Source organism: Buttiauxella sp. AC038 (assembly GCF_979253565.1).
In genome coordinates this window covers 48,237-66,638 of the sequence record NZ_CEEDCQ010000004.1, presented here as the reverse complement: position 1 = coordinate 66,638, position 18,402 = coordinate 48,237, and the positions used below count along the sequence as shown (strand labels likewise).

The window sequence follows — 18,402 nt, the reverse complement described above, 5'->3', positions numbered from 1 at the left end:
CAGTTAAATGACTTAAAGAAACTCGACTGTGGAGAACAATCAATGCAAATTAAAACGCTTGAAGAGTTATTCAGACATTTGCTCTCAGACACGTACAGTGCTGAGAAGCAGTTGACCCGCGCGTTGCCAACACTTGCCCGGGCAGCAGCTGAACCGTCACTTGCTGAAGCATTCCGCGGCCACCTTGAAGAGACTCGTGGTCAGATAGAACGCATCGATCAGGTAGTAGACAGTATTGAAGGACTTAAGCTTTCAAGGATTAAATGCGTGGCAATGGAAGGGCTGATAGAAGAAGGTCAGGAGGTTATTGACGGGGTGGATAAAGGGGCCGTCCGTGACGCAGGACTCATTGCAGCAGCGCAGAAAGTTGAACATTATGAAATTGCCGCATATGGCACTTTATGTACTCTGGCACATCAACTGGGTTATGCAGAAGCCAAAAATCTGCTGGGTGCCACACTTGAGGAAGAGAAAACCGCAGACAGCAAACTGAGCACAATTGCGAAATCAGCCGTCAATCCGGATGCAGAGAAACATCCCGGTTAATGTTTTAATCTGATTTTATCATCATGGCAAAGTAAGAAATGCCATGCCTGTATTTTGAGGCATGGCACTGAAAAGACCTTCAATCCGGTAGCGCTGTCTTAAGAGAAAAAACGGGTTGAATCCTCGTTCAGGTAAGCAAATTCCCTGCTTTTTCCTGAGGTTATACAATTTTGGTCACATTGTTTATTGATATTATGATAATGAGATGCCATCCAGGTTTTAAAAAACGGGTTATGGATCATCACACTGAAACTGTTAAACGTGGCACAGCCAAACTTCTTTAAGACACTGAGGCGAAGATCATAAATGGTTTTAATGTGAAGGTCCATTTTTACACTGATTTCAGCAGGTAACATCCCCATTGTAGAAAAAGCAATAAAGGTGGCTTCTCGTTCACTGAGGTGAAAATGTGGGTTCTGACTGTCTAAAATAAAACGAGTAGGGACGATGTTATCAAGTAAGCCAATCAATTTTTGAGGTGAGACGGAGATGGACACACGATGGGCAGGAAGCTCACTGAGAAATGAATAGGCGTTGTCTCTGATAAAAAAAATGAACACCGTATCATAAAAGGAGTCTTTTCTTTCCAGAACCTGGTAGTAGTATTCGGCTGTAAAAAACACAAAATTGGCTTTTAATCTTTTATTATGGACATACTCTTCAACTAAGTTTAGTAATCCTAATCTCAGCCATGAATCCTTTATCAGAAAAGAAGACGTATAGGTACTTGGATAGTCGCTAGTATTAAGGTTAACCATGCTTGCTCCAGATAAAACAGCGTAACAAATTACATATTCGTTTTCTACGCTCCTGTAGTTACAACCATTCCTCTGACTAGAAATCGAAATATACTTAACGTTACATTACGGTTATTTGCATTTTTATAAAAAATGAAATGTTCTTACACAGATTCCACCGGGGAATATTGCACCACTCGAATGCATATTACGCACGAGTGTGGTGATAGAGAATGGCAAACATCCTGGCGCGGCTTGCACCATTCTCCTGCCAGCTAATGACCATTTACTCTGGCAAAATTAATATCCTATTTTCATCATCCTTTCTTCATGCTTGCTGAGTTTGGCTCACTCATTATGTCAATAACACACTACTCACTAATAAGTATATACCATTCGAATGAGCGCGCACCAGAGCAAGCGAGCCTGTTACATTTTTGGCAATCTAGTTGGAAAAGCTAAAAATGATCCCTGATATGCATTAAAAAAATTAACTTAATTTCTGTAAGGAGCGTATTCCCGAAATGCATGGCCCTGACAATAAGGCATTCTCTTGGGTTTTACAAATCATCATACAAGCTTGGACGTATAATGAAAGTTAATGTGTTTAAACATGCAAAGAAATTAAATGTTATTAAAGGAGGCATCCGTAGAAGAGAATTTTTACATATTAAGTTTTGAATGGATACGCCCGGTGCTTCAAGGATCATCACATGAAGTGGTAATAATGACTGAACAGGGTATGAGGAAAGATGAGATGCGGGTTTGATAGCTTATAAACTCCTGGTTTACCCACATATCCTTATTTATCTGTCATTCAGTACTCTTGCAAGAATTCAACCAGCATGAATTATTTTAAGCTCATTCAGATATCATCCGGAGTTCGTTGCAGAAGCATTTCCAGAGCGTTTCTTAAGATATCTTTCTGAACTTCATCCTTCTCCGTTTCCAGACGTTCTATCAGCTCCATAATCACATCTTTATTGCTGACAAAGGCTTTCCTTTCAAGAAGTTGTAAAGTGATGGTTTTCACGGTAAGAACTTCACTTTCCTGGAATACATTAATCGTTGATAAATAATTGCTGAGTTGTTCTTCGGTACGCATATGTGACACTAAGCTCTCTTCAAAAGGATATCTGCGGGTTCGTTTGTCGCCTGATAAAAGTAGATGCGGATCACAATTTTTACAAGTAATTAACTTGAATAACGTATTAATTCAGAGCTCACTTGCATTGTGGAGAAAAAACATACTGTTTAAACCACTCTGCGGTGCAGTTATGGATGGAATGCCTTTCGGGCAAGCAAAGTCATGCGAAAATTAAAAAAAGATGATAAAAAATCGATAGGATATTTGGTTACTATTTGAAATTAAAGGATATTAATTCATTTAATCAATAAATATAATACCGCTTCGCTCGCGGGATCATAAAAAAAATCTATAATTTTTATACAGCAAACCGCTGTTTACCCGACTGGAGTTATCCATGAAATGCATAACAATGAATGTTTCTAAGGATCAACCAAAAAACCCTGAAAAAACACCAAAAAAAGATGAAAACAAGCCGAAACAAAATCAGAAGTAATGTTTTTCTGGCATGTTGTCATTTTGAATTGTAGGAGTTGCTATGACTGAACGTCCTGATTTGATCGATCCGGTACCGGTTGATGAACCGCTTCCGAACGATGTCGATCCTGATTTACCTGAGGTAGTTGAACCTGGTGATCCTGAAGAAACCGATGTAATCGACCCGAGAAATTAATCACTGGTCATAATCTCGTGGCGATTTTTACGATTAAAAAAATCACTCAGGAGCTGGAAACCCCATCTGCTCCTGAGTGTATGCAAATGCACATTCGTTACACAGCAACCATACCAATAAAAATCACAAAAGTATGAGGTCGCTCTTAAAATTAAGAAAATTCCGCTTTTGTTTTAATTATCTCCCGCCTTGAGTAAAGAAAGAGAGAAATATGAATTTTAAATTTTACAAATTTGAAAGCTGTGTCTATCTTTTCCTACAAACATTCTGACAGAGAGAGCGTTAAAATGACTGATATTGTCCCGCACAACGTGGTTCATACTATTCCCCATGAATTTTTAGTAAATTCAGTTTTGGTTAATTGTATTAAACAGCGGCTTATTAGCGAAAAAGGGGCGATCACGACTCCTGGGCTCATAAGTGCGCTTTCTCAACAAATGCAGCAAGAACCTAATCCTATTCTTGTCGATATATACAGACAAATTATAGGATCTTTGCGCTAAATAGCCCCCTGTTTAAATCGCTGAAGAAACAACCATCTTGATAATTTATATTTTTTCACTCTCTCCATTTTTAACTTTTAAAAGAAAAGCTACTGTTTTTATAGACGAACAAAAAAGTGGTTTCATCCACAATATCAGTATATTAAACGGTGCTCCCATCGAAGGCTGACAGAATCCCTGTTAAATGTATTTTCAGAAATGATTAATGAAAGTGTAAACTGTCCAACTTCCTGAAGCGCAACCATCAGCTAATACCAATAGACATGTGTAAAAATGGCATGGTTACACGACCATGATATCAACATTCCATGCTTTGCATGAGGTACATTATATCTTTTTAAAGGATATAATGTTGGCTATTTCATAAAATAGGAACCATTGCGAGGTGTGATATAATATTGGCGCGGGCAGCCTTCGGTTTAATAAATATGCATTTTACTTTTTTTGCTAGATTGATGTATCCGAAAGGATGGTAATTTTTCGATAATTTTTTATACCATTACCATTACTTCTGTAATTATTTACGAAAAAAATTCGCCAGACTAATTAAGAAGTTTCTTGTTTGGTATACACTATGACAGGCTACGTCTTAGTAAATAGGAGGAACTCATAAAATAATTTCGAGGTAGTGTGGTAATGGCAACAGGTTGGTTACTCGGGGTTATTTCTTGCCTGTTTTTTTGTATGGTGTTTTTCTTCGCCACAGTATTATTCTCGATAGGTGACACGTTACAAAGATAAGTGCCAGTTATCGCATTTACCTCAGGATCTTAGACTGATAAATCTCGTATTTGAAAGCGACCCGGGCTGGATATTGGATTTCTCTAATCGAACGTTGACGGTTTTTTTGATGGAGAACTCAACATTGATATTGATAATGAACATTATCAGGAGGAGGGAACGTCAAAAGCTAAACGGTTCAGATATTTGCTGAAACAGGTGGATCGTGAGACCGCCCTGCGGGTTCTAGATACCCTCTGGCAATATAAAACGGAGTCTATGTCAGAGCTGGCTGAACAAAGTCGTAATGACTGTCTTGCATTAATTTCCCGTCTTGAAAATACATACGATGATACAGCCAAAGGCGTTAAACCTGTCCAGGTATGGCACGAAATGGACTGGCCTTCTCTTATAACCGATATGAACGAGGTGAAAACGCTGACGCCGCATCCTCGGGGCTCAGGTTTGAAAGCTGGCTTCCTGAACTGTCAGTACCTTTAAGCTTGCTCCCCGTTCGTCTTTCCGAAATACAGGCGAACAGAACGATGGCAGCTTTCGGTTGAATGATGAATTTTACCTGATGGAGGCGAAGTGGCATCAGAACAGGACGCCGGCTGCAAATCTTCATATATTTGAAGGGAAACTCAGCACCAAGGCAACCTGGACACGAGACGTTTTCATCAGCTGGATGGGTTTTACTGCTCAATGTCTGACTTCCTCCGGTAAAGGGAAACGGGTTATTTGTGGCAGTGGTTATGATCTTTATCATTCACTCAGTCACGAGATCGCAGTGCCCGAACTTCTGGAAGCCAAACTTCGGCATGCAGCCCAAACGGGAGAGCCTTATGCGGAATTTGACAGACTTTTCACCCTTACAAATAAAATACCCGGCACGCTGAAATAACATACCGTGTGTTATGAGAGGTGCTCCCTGAACCATCAGCTTACTTAACCCAGTCTTCCAGCACCAGGCCCGGTACCCGCTCAAACTCCCGTGTATTATTGGTTACCAGAATGGCGCCGGCGGCGATGGCGTGCCCGGCAATGGCCGTGTCATTCGGGCCAATTGGTGTGCCGGCTGCAGCCAGTGCGGCTTTAATCTCAGCAGTGGCATCCACGGCAGCCCTGTCCCAGGCCAGCACGGCATCGAGGCGGGCGCAGAACGCCTCAACCAGCTGTGCGTGGCGTGGCGAGGCTTTTTTACCGATTGCCCCGAAACGCATTTCGGCATAGGTGATGGCCGAGACGATGATGCGGTGGTTACGCAATACGGCCTGTTCCAGTCGTTTCAGTACCGCGTCGGGCTGCTCACGCATGATGAATGAGCAGATATTGGTGTCCAGCATGTAGGTTTTATTCACAGCTCAAATCGTCCTTCATCGCTGACAATCTCCTCACGCTCTGCCATAAAGTCCGCATCGGCTTTTCCCATTTGCGCGAATGATCCCCAGCCCGGGCGAACGGGCCGCAAAATGATGCTGTCACCTTCACGGATAATTTCCAGTTCGCTGACGCCCTCAAAATCCAGATCGCGAGGCAGGCGGATGGCACGGTTATTGCCATTTTTAAATATCGATACGGTTCTCATGATCTTCTCCTGGCCGGCAGGCCTTTATGCATAGGCTAAGTATATGCAGATGCAAGGCATATGTATAGGCCAGGGATATGTGTCACATATGCCATACATCTGCATATGTGACACATATCCTGTTTTGATGCTCTCTCTGACAGGATCCGAAAAAAGGTAGTGACGGATCTTCTCTTCTGTCGCTGGAAACTTTCCTGAAACAATTTTCCTTTACGCCATATAATCCAAGTATGACAGGCTGTTAACCGCGGTCGTCCTGACCGTGGTGGTTCAGCTAATCGCCGGAATATAGCCGTTTTACCTGTTTTAACGCCGGGAGATACTTCCGGAAAGTCTGAATAGGCAAGAAAGTCGGATCGGCTGAAAAGTGCCGTCCGGTAATTGAATATCATGACTATATGATGGCTAATTATCAGGTGAGTGATTTTTACGGAAAGGAAATACAAGGGCGATCAGCATTGCGGCAGTGATGGGAAGGGATGATTGCGGAGTGTGATAATGAATCATGCAATGGTAAGGACTCTATATGGTTGAAGTCCCCGGCAGTGAGAACCAGATAAAGGAAATTATTTTCATTGTTAGTGTGCAGCATGGTGGCGTGTATTACCGCAGGACAATCGACAGTAATGGTGAAGACTACTTTGTGATCCTCAATTCAAAGGGTGAGGAAGTTGCTGAGTGGGATGATGATGATAACGCATGGTCTCTGCTGGCGCGTCCACGTCCTACAGGGGATCTTCAGAACTGTACCGACATAGTATCTCTTGGGGCACGAATTCAGCAGCAGATATTGAGAATGGTTATGTGCCAAGGAAAGCTGTCGTGGCATGTGAAAACAGGTCCCCGAAAAAAGGGAGGAGGAAGGCTTTAAGATTCACTACGGAAAGAACCGTAGTAATTAGATGGCGGGATTTTTCAATAAGGAACAAACATGGCTGACTGGTTTATTGCGACTGAAGGCGTGAAGGTGGTGAAGGACAGCGCCAGTCTTTGGCCGCAGATTCTGGCACTGTTGCAAAGATCGCAGCGCTGATAAGCTTTGCTGTAGTTTTCACCTGTGACGCTAATCATGAACGTATTCAAGGGCCGGCATTTCAGTCGTGACATTATTCTGTGGGCGGTACGCTGGTACTGTAAATATGGTATCAGTTATCGCGAACTGCAGGAGATGCTGGCCGAACGCGGTGTCAGTGTCGACCACACCACGCTTTACCGCTGGGTTCAGCGCTACGCCCCTGAAATCGAGAAACGTCTTCGCTGGTACTGGCGTCAACCCTCCGGGTTTTGCTCATGGCATCTGGATTAAACTTATATAAAAGTTAACGGCAGATGGGCTTATCTGTACCGCGCAGTCGACAGCAGAGGCTGTACTGTTGATTTTTATCTTTCCTCACGCCGCAACAGTAAAGCCGCATACCGTTTTATGGGGAAACTCCTGAATAATACGAAGCGCTGGCAAATTCCACGGTTGATTAATATCGTTAAAGCTCCGACATACGGGTGGGCACTGGCGTTGCTGAAGCAGGAAGGATAAACATTAAAAAATCACTAATAAAATGAAAAGTGAGACAAATCCAATCTTGATCGACATATATCGCCAGACACTGCAATTTTTAATGTGATTAACTGATGTTAGTTTTCAGTGCTTACAGCGTTATTTAAGTGAGTATGATGTATAATTTCACATCATAGGTTAATTTTCGTGGGTATTTTCCATAAACTTATTTTTAATAACCGAGCCTCTTTTGCTTTGCCCATAATTTCACATCCTCTATGTCCCTGTTTATTTAATCCGGTATATTTACAATACAGATATTTCTCCTGAGTCCATGTGTTTTCCTGCGTGAGTTAAGTTTACCCTCTGTGTAAGGTTTGACAGGCATTCTGCTTCACGCGCGCTGAAGCCCTTTCCGTTTTCTGTAATTCACGGAAGATATGACCCAATATGAACTATGTATTAGCTGTATAGGGGCTGGACAATACCGTCGGCTCTGCTGAGAGTCGATAGCTATGAGTTTTAATGTAAAAGACTAAAACATTATAAAAACTGCATTTTTGTCATAATGTTAAGTCGATAAAATATCATCTAACAGGATGAATCTGATCTGCACGTTATGCAGAAAGGAGTTTCAGATCATCTCCTCTTTACGTTGCACAGATGGAGTCACTAAATGAGTGTGTTAAGCCGGATAATACGACTATGCAGGAAGGCAGAAGCATGGCTGGTCCAGTTTCAAACGCGGGAACAGGAAGTGGCAAACAGCCACTATGACACCCTGGCGCCAAAAACCATTAATGATGAAAGCATGCAGGAATACTTCACCGCACTGAAGTACGCGTTATCCCAGAAGGACGTAAGAAACATAGCTATTACCGGTAATTATGGTGCAGGTAAAAGCACGGTTGTCTCTTCATTTATGAAATATCATTGTAATGAAAAATTCATAAATGTTTCTCTGGCAGGGTTTGACATGACGGAAAATAAAGATACCGTCGCTCCCCCTCATCAGGAAGTGGAGTTGAGCATCCTGCAACAGATCCTGTATAAAGAGAACAGGGATTCACTTCCTGATTCGAGAATAGACCGGATACTGAATAGAAATCCAGGGCATACATTAAAAACGTATGGCTCTTTTCTAAAGGTCGCCATTCCGACAGCTGGATTTATCGGTCTCCTGTATTTTAAAACAGTCACAGACTTCATCGGTTTGCCTTCAACATGGAGTGCATTCCTCAATGAACATTTTATCATCAAGAGTGCGGGGCTAGCCCTGACAGCCCTTGCCGCACTCTATTTCATCACAGAATGTGCATCACGGATTGGTATATTTGATAAAAAAATAAAACTCAGTAAGGTTGCTTTTCTGAGTGGTGATGTGGAAGTGAGTGAAAAGGAATCATCATCCTTACTGAATAATTGCCTTGATGAGATAGTCTATTTTTTTCAAGACTGGAATACAAGGTCGTTGTTTTTGAAGACCTTGATCGCCTGGGCACACCTGAAATTTTCGTAAAATTGCGTGAAATAAATAAAATCGTTAACAATAATATTGCGCATGATAAACCAGTCAGATTTATCTATGCTGTAAGGGATGATTTATTTTTAGGAGCAGACTCTCGAACGAAATTTTTTGATTTTATCATCCCCGTCATTCCGTTTATGGACACCCGAAATGCCTTCACTTTATTAAAAAATAAATTACCTGAATTTGACAAAAAAGGTGATCAACATCTCAAGAAAATCGCCTCCTATATTGGAGACATGCGCAGCCTGCAAAATATCATCAATGAATATCTCATATTTAGTGAGGTCGTGGACAACACAAAAGTTCAAATCAGGTTGTTCTCACTGGTCTTTTATAAAAATATTTATGCTCTGGATTATTACCTTGCTGATAAAAAAACAGGCATACTCTACTCTTTTATCCATAACTATCGGACACAAAAACTTCACACCTCACATTTTAGTGCTCTTGATGATGAATTGTCAGAACTTCAAGTTGAAGCCAAAAAACTGGAAGAAGAAACGTTATTATACCCTGAAGAAATAAGACTGGATCTTATATCAAGATTCATACCAAAAATACTGTGGGGTAAGGTGTTTTTCGCGATTAGAATCAATAACAACGAGTACAGTCCATTTGACAGTTCACAACTGGTCAGTGATGAACAATACTTCATTGCTAATTTTTCTACGCATGAATGTTTATATGTCGGTTATCACTTCTACAATTATAACCAAATTCAGAACATGTATACGCCAATGGGAACGGACGTAATAGATAATTTATTGGAAGAATATTTAGAAAGAAAAAAATACTTGGTGAGGATAAAAATAAATCATTCAGAAAATTACATCAAAAACTTCACGACGTAAATAGCACCATAAGGTCAAGAAATGCCATTCCATTAAATGAGCTCATCCATTCCATTGGGCGAGAAAACTTCGATGGAATAGCGAAACAATATCTCGAAGAAATGAAAGACCATGACTTTATTACTGCTCAGCAACACTCTGTTTTACGCACCGATATGCACTATGGAGGGCTTGATGCCCTGTATGTGCTGCTATCGGATGGCCTGGTGATGCAGGATTACATGTCCTATCGCTCTATTTTCCACGAAGGTGCCATGTCGGTTAATGATAATGACTTCGTCAAAGCGGTTGGCCAGGATCTCAACTGCGAAACCTCTAACAGCGAGTATTACATCGATGATGAAGCAATGGTCATTAACGAACTGGTTGAACAAAATCGTATTTATGCTCATGGTGCATGGCATCATCAGCTGATGACTCATCTTATTGACACTCGTAATGAATATTTTACTGGCATGATAGCTTCAATATTCCGCCAGTCTGATGAAGCCATCTTTACTGTTTTCTCTGTCCTTTATACCAGATTCAGCAAACCCGACACTTTTGATAAGCTTATCGTCAACGCACTGGATCTCAACGATTATCTTGACAGAATGATTGTCGTATTGAGAATTAACAGGGAGATGTTGTTTGTAAATGATATTTCAATCAGTGTCATTGCCGGCCTGTCGCCTGTTAAGGCACTTGATAAAAGTGAGTATCGCAGTTTTATTCATTTGCTTGGTAGTCGTATTATTTCTCAACTTCCTCACGATAAATGTGAGTATTTTATGAAACATATTCTTCAGGCTGGTACCTGCTATGAAGAATTGTTCCGGCCTTTTACACCAACAGAACTCTATTGTCTGCAGTTCATCGCAAATCATAGTCTTTATCGGATCACAAAAAATAACGTGGGCATTGTCATCTCATGCCTGCTGGAAAACGACAACCTCTCACCTGAGGAGGCCCAGAAAAAACCCTGGACACTATCAACTGAGCATCACCTTACGACCTTACGAGAATATTTTATTGCGAATATTAATGAGTTTGTTTTTAACGTATTCGTTTCATCGAATGAAGATGCAGAGTGTATCAGAGATATACTGACTGACACGCCGTTAAATGCCAAATCAAAAGAGATGATTCTCAGAGAAATGAACTTCTCTCTCCCGGATTTATCTGGTATACCGGTCACGCCATCATTTAATAAAGATAATGAAATACTCTCCTTTCATGATCTCTTTTACCATTATGATCGCGTCACTCCGGGATGGGAATCACTGATGGATTATATCTGTGAAGACTGTAACATGAATATATTGTCGGCATATGCGACTAAACACGCGAGCGAATTCAGTAAGTCTTGTCTGGAAGTTTATGACGGCGACCGTTATGATTTTCTGTATATGAAAATTATATGCAATGAAAACCTGAATGAATATACCTATCAGCAGCTTGTTTCACCCATTCAGATTAATATGGATGAAATTGATAACAAACTCAGTGCCCGTAATTTCTGCAGGTTAATTACATTGCTGAAGCTTTCCCTCGATGCTGAAACATATGAACGTATTGCGGTTCAATATTGCGTACTGGATGAAGAACTCTGTGAGGCCTTTGTTTGCTGGTTCAGTCAGTATCATGATGTTTTCCTGGGAAATCCTGAATTCTATTTGAGAAAAATATCGGATACATATTTCTTTAAAACGTTACTTTCCAGGCTAATGCACGACTCCCGTTTTACGGTAGCGGAAAGAGCCAACCTGGTTTCACTCTTTATTGATTACTACGGTAATCTTGACACTACACAACTGAATTTGCCCCATGATGTAATTTTAACGGTACTTAACACCAGTGAGAATAAATTATTCAAAACTAGGTTATTCGTCAAACTTATTTCTATGGGTTATCGAAACAAATCTGACTTAGCAGAACTCTGTCATCAAATTGATGAAAATGAATTACAGAATGTATTCATCAAGCGTACGCAGGCGACAATTACTGTGACGGAAAAGGAGCACGTTATTCTGATCCTTGAGAAGCTACAGTCGGTACACATGATAAAAAGTTTCCAGGCGCGTGAGGACGGAAAAATCACCGTTATGATTAATCCTGGCACAGAAGAGGAAGAATAGCCGTTTGTTGTTTCCAGGCTGAGACCCTCAGGTCTTTGCCCTGGCGATTTTCCGTTTTCTGCTATTCCCGGCAACCCGTGCAGTTCGGGGCATTTTCACGTATCTCCCCAGGATGTTGTGTTCCTACCTGCTTTCCACCCCATCATCCAGGCTAAAAGGATCATCTCCGGATCCTTTTCCGATCCTGTCTGACATTTTTCTTTTTCCGTTTTCTGGTATATTTACTTAAGTCGGAAAACCAGCGTGCACGCCTCTGCGGGTTTTTTCAGTGGCGAAGCGGCGCCATGAAGGCGAAAATAGACCCAGTTTTCCACCAGATTGCGCTACGTGAATTCTTTTTGTTTTTGTGGGGTAAACTCCTGCAGAATTCACGTAGCGCAACTTACGCAATGAGGTGCCATGTCGTTACATCCTGTCACCCTGAATGTCCCGACTCAGCCGGGTGGCCAACCGGATTACGGGCGGGCGATCGCCCTGCGGCGTATGGCCCTGCATTACACCGAGCTGCCGAAATATCTGCTGGCACCGGAAGTGGCAGCCCTGCTCCACTATCTGCCGGACTGGACACAACATGGTCTGGTCAATACGCTGTGGAACACCGGCGCACGGATCAATGAAGCGCTGGCCTTAAGAAGGCGCGATTTCAGATTGAATGATGACATTCCGCATGTGGTGATCCGCACCGCCAAGCAGCGTCGTACTGGCGGCGGTCGTCCGCAGAAAGGCAAGTCGGCTAACCGGGTGGTGGTGCTGTCCGATGCGGATTACGTCCGGGAGATGCGCAATCTGTTTGCCAGTACCCGGGAGAAGTTTGAGGTGGATGCGCTGACGGGAGAAAAACGCGCGATGCCGGTGTGGAGTGTCACGGACCGGACCGTGAGGAACTGGCTGAAAGGGGCCGTGAACCAGGCGGAGCGTGACGGCGTCACCTTTACGGTGGAGATCTCCCCGCACACATTCCGCCACAGTTTTGCGATGCACCTGCTGTATGGCCATACCCCACCCAAGGTGCTGCAGTCACTGATGGGGCATGAAAAGTACGAGAGTACCGAAGTATATACGAAGGTATTTGCGCTCGATGTCGCCGCCAGTCAGAACGTGACATTCACCCTGCCGGTGGGTGATGCCCTGCAGCTGCTGCGCGATAACTGTTGAACCTGAAGTGGCTAAAAGAAAAATGACTACTTCAGGCGTTCATCAAAGCGGAAATCCACGGTGACGGCCTGGCTGATAATATTCGCATATTCAGTATGGGCCGGGCTGAGCAGGAAATTGTACTCCACCGGTGACAGCGCGCTGGGAATGCGCAGTGCCACCGCTTCACCACTACGTACCCACTGATCGCCGATGTCAGCCAGTAGCGAAGGGGCTTCCGATGCCGCCCAGTTCTGCGGCAGGCTCTCTTTTTCAATCACCTGAATCAGCGCATCCGGCACGTCCACCGACAGCAGGGTAAACGAATCGAGCAGATTTGCGGCATGCAGATGCACCAGGGTCTCGAGCATGGTCAGCGAGGCGGCTTCCGAGGTGTAGACCATGGCGGTCCCGACGCTGTTCCAGCGGCCGCCCGCCTCTTTGGCACCCTGCCCGGTCCAGGCGGTCATCAGGTAACGGGTTTTGGTCAGACGCCAGAGCTTCAGGAGTATACCCCGTGCTCCAGCCGGGTGATGAGTTTCATCACTTCCCAGGCACCGGACTCGGAGGCCAGCAGGTCGGCCGGTTTTTTCCAGCCCAGGGCACGGCTGGGTTCATTGAGCCACTGCTGGGCCGCCGCTTTATCCCCTTCAAACAGATCCACCGCCTTATCCAGCACGCGGATGAACCGCACCAGACGTTCGCTATGTGCCGGGCTGAAACGGGTTTTACTGTTGCGGTTAAACGTGGTGCCGGGAATACCGGTCATGCGGCGCAAATCGGCCTGGGTGATGTGCGCCCAGGAGACGATGCGGCTGGCCACTTCGCCTTCCAGCCCTTTATCAATCTCGTCAACCAGCATCAGGCTGTCGGACACGTTCAGGCCGACGTGTTTCCACAGGTTGTCAGGGCTGTGAGCGGATATTGTGGGTGTAAAGACTTTCATAAGCACCTCCGGATGGTATTTTTATTATAACCATATGGTAGGTTGCGGGCAAATTATGCCCAGTAGATTGTCTTGAATCAGGAGGTATGGGAAACACCTGAAGTTGTCACTAACCCTCAAGGGGAGGTAACTGAAGTGGCCGTGCCAGAATTGAAAAGAGCAGTTTGCCATTATCTTCTTCTTTCATTGAGACTTTTATCGGCGTCAGTGCGTTGATTTTCTCGATGGCAGGCAGCAAAAAAGTGCGCTTCATCTCGGCAAAGTTAGCACGCTGAGAGTCCGGGAGCTCATAACGGTCGGCAAGCCAGGCCGCTGAAGTGATCCAGATACCGGAAGAACGATACTGGCAGAGGCTTTCATACAAGCGTATCACGCGAACAGAGTTGATTCGTCCACAATCGAGCAGAGTATAGGTGGTGAACTGGCTGGTAAGCCCTGTCAGATACGGCATGACCTTCGGGTTGATCTCGATGTTCCACTGGCCCCTGCCACGTTTCAGCCCAGCCTCAGAAAGCCACGGGCGACGCACTTCTTCATATTCCCCTTCTGACGGGAAAAATGTGACCTGACGGTTCCCCAGTTCATCAATGCCTTTGCGGACATCGGTACTGGCCGTGGCCTGGCTGACCTTAAAGTAGCGCTGGTAATCAGCCACCTTTACCGTGAAAACACCTGGGTGTTCCTGTTGATAGTAGGTTTGCATCAGACACAACCACAACACGCGTTTTGCCTGTAATGGCAAATAGTATGCAGCTTCCGTCAACTCATTAGACTGAGAGATTTTTAAGGCATTATGGGGCTTCGGTTCGACTATATCCGTCATTTTACAGGTGTCCATGCCAGTTATGGGATGTTTTTCCTCTTCCCATAGTGGCAGATACCCGTCGACCGTCAAGGTCTTCTTCAGCTATTTCCCACAAATTTGTGAGGCTGAAATAAACTTCAGGTGTTTCCCATAGTTACTTTAGCGGTTTCCCACACAAACCCAGGCTGTTTCCCACACCATCTATATGTATTCCCCATAGTAACCCAGGCTATTTCCCACACTACCTACGCCAGAAGCCCCGTGATTAAAGGCTTACGCGCAATCTAAAAAGCTTTTAAAAAGAAAAAAGAATAAAACTCTTTAAAAATAACCTGTTGATAAGCGCATAACTATGGGAAATGGCTAAAGTTTACGGCCTGAAATAAAGACTATGGGAAACACCTGAAGAAAGAGGTCGTTATAAGCCCAAAACAGCCACTGTGGGAAACACCTGAAGAAAGAGGATGTTATGAGCACAAAACAACCACTATGGGAAAGAGCTAAAGTTTGGCGGTGAAGTCTGAACAAACTGAGTGGCCGTGCCTCTTTCGGTTCAGTGATATTGCGCTTCCTCGCTTTGACAGACTTCGCTAGTCAAAGACTGCGGCGAGCACTACGTTTTACAAATAACTATCTTTGATAAATAAGAAATTTTTTCCGACTAATAAGTGATCAACTTTGCAATAACTAACGTACTTTGCAATATTTTTGTTGCTTTGCAATAAATTCCAAGATTTAATTAATTATTGCAAAGTTAAACTACGAAGGACTTACGACATGGGGTTAATGGATACTCTCGACCAGTGCATTTTCGCTGGACATGAAATGACAAGAGCTATTGCAGTTGCTCAGTTTAATGATGACAGCCCGGAAGCTCGTAAAATTACGCGTCGCTGGCGCATTGGTGAAGCATCAGACCTGGTTGGTGTATCATCACAAGCCATTCGGGATGCAGAAAAAAGTGGTCGATTGCCCCATCCTGATCTGGAAATGCGTGGACGTGTTGAGCAGCGAGCGGGATATACGATTGAACAAATCAATCATATGCGTGACGTATTTAATACTCGTCTGCGTCGACCAGAAAATACTCTTCCCCCTGTTGTAGGCGTAGCAGCACATAAAGGTGGCGTCTATAAAACCTCAGTCTCCGTTCACCTTGCACAGCACCTGGCCCTAAAAGGACTACGGGTTTTGTTAGTCGAAGGAAATGACCCGCAAGGTACAGCCTCGATGTATCACGGTTGGGTACCGGATCTTCATATTCATGCTGATGATACGCTTTTGCCCTTCTACCTGGGAGAACGTGACGATGCAAGTTATGCAGTAAAGCCAACCTGTTGGCCCGGCCTCGATATTATTCCTTCCTGCTTAGCACTCCATCGGATTGAAACAGAAATGATGGGACGATACGACGAAGGTAAACTTCCGACAGAGCCCCATATGATGTTGCGTCTGGCCATCGAAACAGTTGCACATGATTATGATGTGGTTGTTATCGATAGTGCTCCGAACCTGGGTATTGGGACGATCAATGTTGTATGCGCTGCGGATGTACTTATTGTCCCTACTCCTGCTGAGTTGTTCGATTACACCTCGGCTTTGCAATTCTTCGACATGCTGCGTGACCTGCTAAAAAATGTGGATTTGAAAGGTTTTGAACCAGACGTGCGAATTCTGCTGACCAAATACAGTAATAACAACGGTTCCCAGTCTCCGTGGATGGAAGAACAGATCCGCGATGCATGGGGTAGCATGGTTTTAAAGAATGTTGTTCGTGAAACAGATGAAGTAGGAAAAGGGCAAATTCGTATGCGTACCGTTTTTGAACAGGCTATCGACCAACGTTCATCAACAGGGGCATGGAGAAATGCGTTGTCTATATGGGAACCAGTTTGTACGGAGATATTTGATCGGCTGATCAAACCGCACTGGGAGATTCGATAATGAAACGAGCGCCAATTATTCCGAAGGTCGTGACGACACCAACAGCAAAATATGCATCTGAAACGCCTGCTGCACCCGTTGTTGACTCTCTTATCGCCCGAGTCAGTGCAATGGCTCGAGGTAATACAATTACGTTACCTGTTTGTGGTCGTGATGTCAGATTCACACTCGAAACGATACCCGGTGACAAAATTGAGACGGAATCAAAAGTCTGGGTCAATAATGAACGTGACCAGACTCTGTTAACGGAAGAAGCGCTGGATGACCTTATCCCTTCCTTCCTGGTTTCCGGACAACAAAGTCCGGCGTTCGGCAGAAAAGTTGCTGATGTTATAGAGGTGGCTGATGGCAGCCGACGCCGAATGACTGCGATGCTAACTGCTTGTGATTTCCGAATTTTGGTCGGGGATCTGGATGATGAACAGATGGGGTCGTTAAGTAAGTTAGGGAATGATTATCGCCCTACGAGTGCTTACGAACGTGGTCATCGTTATATCAAACGGCTGAATAAAGAGTTTGGTGGCAATATTTCTGCTCTCTCTGAGGCAGAAAATATTTCACGTAAAATCATTTCACGATGCATGAATACAGCCAAATTACCGAGAGAACTGATGGCCCTCTTCTCCCATCCTGGTGAATTATCTGCAAGATCCGGAGATGCGCTGTCGAAAATTTTTGCCATCCATGAAGCAGATATTCTTGCTCACGTTCAACGAATTTCGCAAAGAAAAGCTGCCGGTGAAAAACTGGATGCGGAAGAAATTTTTAATGAATTGAATGGTGCGAAAGCTTCATCAGGCGCAAAGAGGATACAAACAACTAAACGACAATATGCGCCTGGTGCTATCAGCAGAGTTAAAGGCAACCAGTTTATCCTTAGTCTGGATACCTCAGTGCTCCCTGTAGATATTGTCGAACGTGTCGAAGCCATTCTTCTGGAACTTGAATTTACCTGTAAGTAGCTACCGCTGATCTAAACCTAACTTATTAACTGGGATTATGGTCTCAACCTGCTAACTGGGACCACGGTCCCAACCTGCTAACTGGGACCACGGTCCCAACCTGCTAACTGGGACCACGGTCCCAACCTGCTAACTGGGACCACGGTCCCAACCTGCTAACTGGGACCACGGTCCCAACCTGCTAACTGGGACCACGGTCCCAACCTGCTAACTGGGACCACGGTCCCAACCTGCTAACTGGGACCACGGTCCCAACCTGCTAACTGGGACCACGGTCCCAACCTGCTAACTGGGACCACGGTCCCAACCTGCTAACTGGGACCACGGTCCCAACCTGCTAACTGGGACCACGGTCCCAACCTGCTAACTGGGACCACGGTCCCAACCTGCTAACTGGGACCACGGTCCCAACCTGCTAACTGGGACCACGGTCCCAACCTGCTAACTGGGACCACGGTCCCAACCTGCTAACTGGGACCACGGTCCCAACCTGCTAACTGGGACCACGGTCCCAACCTGCTAACTGGGACCACGGTCCCAACCTGCTAACTGGGACCACGGTCCCAACCTGCTAACTGGGACCACGGTCCCAACCTGCTAACTGGGACCACGGTCCCAACCTGCTAACTGGGACCACGGTCCCAACCTGCTAACTGGGACCACGGTCCCAACCTGCTAACTGGGACCACGGTCCCAACCTGCTAACTGGGACCACGGTCCCAACCTGCTAACTGAGACCATGGTCCCAACCTGTTTATGGGAT

General features: G+C 44.5%; 15 protein-coding genes and 3 pseudogenes. 11 read left to right on the top strand and 7 right to left on the bottom strand.

What is annotated here, in order from left to right; all coding sequences use genetic code 11:
- Positions 1-42 precede the first annotated feature (42 nt).
- The gene (locus AC0IXI_RS23900) at positions 43-546 is read left to right on the top strand and encodes a YciE/YciF ferroxidase family protein (RefSeq protein WP_471683347.1); all 504 of its coding nucleotides are present in this window, start codon (positions 43-45) and stop codon (positions 544-546) included.
- A 98-nt stretch (positions 547-644) separates the two neighbouring features.
- Here AC0IXI_RS23900 and AC0IXI_RS23895 read toward each other — a convergent pair whose 3' ends face one another.
- Entirely contained in the window at positions 645-1,304 is a 660-nt protein-coding gene (locus tag AC0IXI_RS23895) for a helix-turn-helix transcriptional regulator (protein WP_471683346.1), read from the bottom strand.
- An 844-nt stretch (positions 1,305-2,148) separates the two neighbouring features.
- Positions 2,149-2,388 carry a biofilm development regulator YmgB/AriR family protein gene (locus tag AC0IXI_RS23890; protein ID WP_471683383.1) on the bottom strand — a complete coding sequence of 80 codons (240 nt, stop codon included), beginning with the start codon at positions 2,386-2,388 and terminating at the stop codon, positions 2,149-2,151.
- Positions 2,389-2,908: 520 nt separating this feature from the next.
- Between AC0IXI_RS23890 and AC0IXI_RS23885 the strand changes: the two genes are divergently transcribed.
- The 3 genes and pseudogenes from AC0IXI_RS23885 (at position 2,909) to AC0IXI_RS23875 (ending at position 5,170) form a co-directional block, all read left to right on the top strand.
- Positions 2,909-3,043 (top strand): hypothetical protein, encoded by a 135-nt coding sequence (locus AC0IXI_RS23885; RefSeq protein ID WP_471683345.1) that lies wholly within the window; start codon positions 2,909-2,911, stop codon positions 3,041-3,043.
- 287 nt (positions 3,044-3,330) lie between these two features.
- Positions 3,331-3,546 carry a hypothetical protein gene (locus tag AC0IXI_RS23880; protein WP_471683344.1) on the top strand — a complete coding sequence of 72 codons (216 nt, stop codon included), beginning with the start codon at positions 3,331-3,333 and terminating at the stop codon, positions 3,544-3,546.
- Positions 3,547-4,267: 721 nt separating this feature from the next.
- Positions 4,268-5,170 (top strand): annotated as a pseudogene (locus tag AC0IXI_RS23875) (restriction endonuclease).
- Between the two features lie 40 nt (positions 5,171-5,210).
- Here AC0IXI_RS23875 and AC0IXI_RS23870 read toward each other — a convergent pair.
- Both AC0IXI_RS23870 and vapB read right to left on the bottom strand, forming a co-directional pair.
- Positions 5,211-5,627 carry a type II toxin-antitoxin system VapC family toxin gene (locus tag AC0IXI_RS23870; protein ID WP_471683343.1) on the bottom strand — a complete coding sequence of 139 codons (417 nt, stop codon included), beginning with the start codon at positions 5,625-5,627 and terminating at the stop codon, positions 5,211-5,213.
- Positions 5,624-5,854, bottom strand: coding sequence for a type II toxin-antitoxin system VapB family antitoxin (vapB, locus tag AC0IXI_RS23865; protein ID WP_471683342.1), 231 nt, complete (start codon positions 5,852-5,854; stop codon positions 5,624-5,626). The genes AC0IXI_RS23870 and vapB overlap by 4 nt, the downstream gene beginning before the upstream one ends.
- Before the next feature lie 526 nt (positions 5,855-6,380).
- Here vapB and AC0IXI_RS23860 point away from each other — a divergent pair.
- From AC0IXI_RS23860 to AC0IXI_RS23840, 5 genes and pseudogenes are all read left to right on the top strand, one after another.
- Complete coding sequence (locus AC0IXI_RS23860) at positions 6,381-6,725, top strand: hypothetical protein (RefSeq protein ID WP_471683341.1); 345 nt, start codon at positions 6,381-6,383, stop codon at positions 6,723-6,725.
- 198 nt (positions 6,726-6,923) lie between these two features.
- Positions 6,924-7,385, top strand: a pseudogene (locus tag AC0IXI_RS23855) (IS6 family transposase); the annotation flags it as partial.
- Positions 7,386-8,025: 640 nt separating this feature from the next.
- Positions 8,026-9,731, top strand: a pseudogene (locus AC0IXI_RS23850) (YobI family P-loop NTPase).
- A 101-nt stretch (positions 9,732-9,832) separates the two neighbouring features.
- Positions 9,833-11,848, top strand: coding sequence for a hypothetical protein (locus tag AC0IXI_RS23845; protein ID WP_471683340.1), 2,016 nt, complete (start codon positions 9,833-9,835; stop codon positions 11,846-11,848).
- Between the two features lie 399 nt (positions 11,849-12,247).
- Positions 12,248-13,003: a tyrosine-type recombinase/integrase gene (locus AC0IXI_RS23840; protein WP_471683339.1), complete on the top strand. Its 756-nt coding sequence runs from the start codon at positions 12,248-12,250 to the stop codon at positions 13,001-13,003.
- 26 nt (positions 13,004-13,029) lie between these two features.
- Here AC0IXI_RS23840 and AC0IXI_RS23835 read toward each other — a convergent pair whose 3' ends face one another.
- The 3 genes from AC0IXI_RS23835 to AC0IXI_RS23825 all read right to left on the bottom strand — a co-directional run bounded on the left by AC0IXI_RS23835 (position 13,030) and on the right by AC0IXI_RS23825 (position 14,766).
- A complete protein-coding gene (locus AC0IXI_RS23835) occupies positions 13,030-13,488 on the bottom strand; it encodes an RES family NAD+ phosphorylase (protein ID WP_471683382.1) in 459 nt (152 codons plus the stop codon).
- Positions 13,485-13,928 (bottom strand): type II RES/Xre toxin-antitoxin system antitoxin, encoded by a 444-nt coding sequence (gene parS / locus AC0IXI_RS23830; RefSeq protein ID WP_471683338.1) that lies wholly within the window; start codon positions 13,926-13,928, stop codon positions 13,485-13,487. Before parS ends, AC0IXI_RS23835 begins: the two co-directional genes overlap by 4 nt.
- 109 nt (positions 13,929-14,037) lie before the next feature.
- Complete coding sequence (locus AC0IXI_RS23825; protein WP_157092126.1) at positions 14,038-14,766, bottom strand: replication initiation protein; 729 nt, start codon at positions 14,764-14,766, stop codon at positions 14,038-14,040.
- Between the two features lie 744 nt (positions 14,767-15,510).
- Between AC0IXI_RS23825 and sopA the strand changes: the two genes are divergently transcribed.
- A complete protein-coding gene (sopA, locus tag AC0IXI_RS23820) occupies positions 15,511-16,677 on the top strand; it encodes a plasmid-partitioning protein SopA (protein WP_471683337.1) in 1,167 nt (388 codons plus the stop codon).
- Positions 16,677-17,639: a ParB/RepB/Spo0J family plasmid partition protein gene (locus AC0IXI_RS23815; protein WP_471683336.1), complete on the top strand. Its 963-nt coding sequence runs from the start codon at positions 16,677-16,679 to the stop codon at positions 17,637-17,639. Before sopA ends, AC0IXI_RS23815 begins: the two co-directional genes overlap by 1 nt.
- Positions 17,640-18,402: the final 763 nt, after the last annotated feature.

Bases quoted from the DNA above. Each gene is read 5' to 3' on its own strand.
- AC0IXI_RS23900 (WP_471683347.1), top strand. From the start codon at position 43: ATGCAAATTAAAACGCTTGAAGAGTTATTCAGACATTTGCTCTCAGAC.
- AC0IXI_RS23840 (WP_471683339.1), top strand. From the start codon at position 12,248: ATGTCGTTACATCCTGTCACCCTGAATGTCCCGACTCAGCCGGGTGGC.
- AC0IXI_RS23880 (WP_471683344.1), top strand. From the start codon at position 3,331: ATGACTGATATTGTCCCGCACAACGTGGTTCATACTATTCCCCATGAA.
- AC0IXI_RS23895 (WP_471683346.1), bottom strand. From the start codon at position 1,304: ATGGTTAACCTTAATACTAGCGACTATCCAAGTACCTATACGTCTTCT.
- sopA (WP_471683337.1), top strand. From the start codon at position 15,511: ATGGGGTTAATGGATACTCTCGACCAGTGCATTTTCGCTGGACATGAA.
- parS (WP_471683338.1), bottom strand. From the start codon at position 13,928: ATGAAAGTCTTTACACCCACAATATCCGCTCACAGCCCTGACAACCTG.
- AC0IXI_RS23860 (WP_471683341.1), top strand. From the start codon at position 6,381: ATGGTTGAAGTCCCCGGCAGTGAGAACCAGATAAAGGAAATTATTTTC.
- AC0IXI_RS23815 (WP_471683336.1), top strand. From the start codon at position 16,677: ATGAAACGAGCGCCAATTATTCCGAAGGTCGTGACGACACCAACAGCA.
- AC0IXI_RS23890 (WP_471683383.1), bottom strand. From the start codon at position 2,388: ATGCGTACCGAAGAACAACTCAGCAATTATTTATCAACGATTAATGTA.
- AC0IXI_RS23845 (WP_471683340.1), top strand. From the start codon at position 9,833: ATGAAAGACCATGACTTTATTACTGCTCAGCAACACTCTGTTTTACGC.
- AC0IXI_RS23825 (WP_157092126.1), bottom strand. From the start codon at position 14,766: ATGGACACCTGTAAAATGACGGATATAGTCGAACCGAAGCCCCATAAT.
- AC0IXI_RS23885 (WP_471683345.1), top strand. From the start codon at position 2,909: ATGACTGAACGTCCTGATTTGATCGATCCGGTACCGGTTGATGAACCG.
- vapB (WP_471683342.1), bottom strand. From the start codon at position 5,854: ATGAGAACCGTATCGATATTTAAAAATGGCAATAACCGTGCCATCCGC.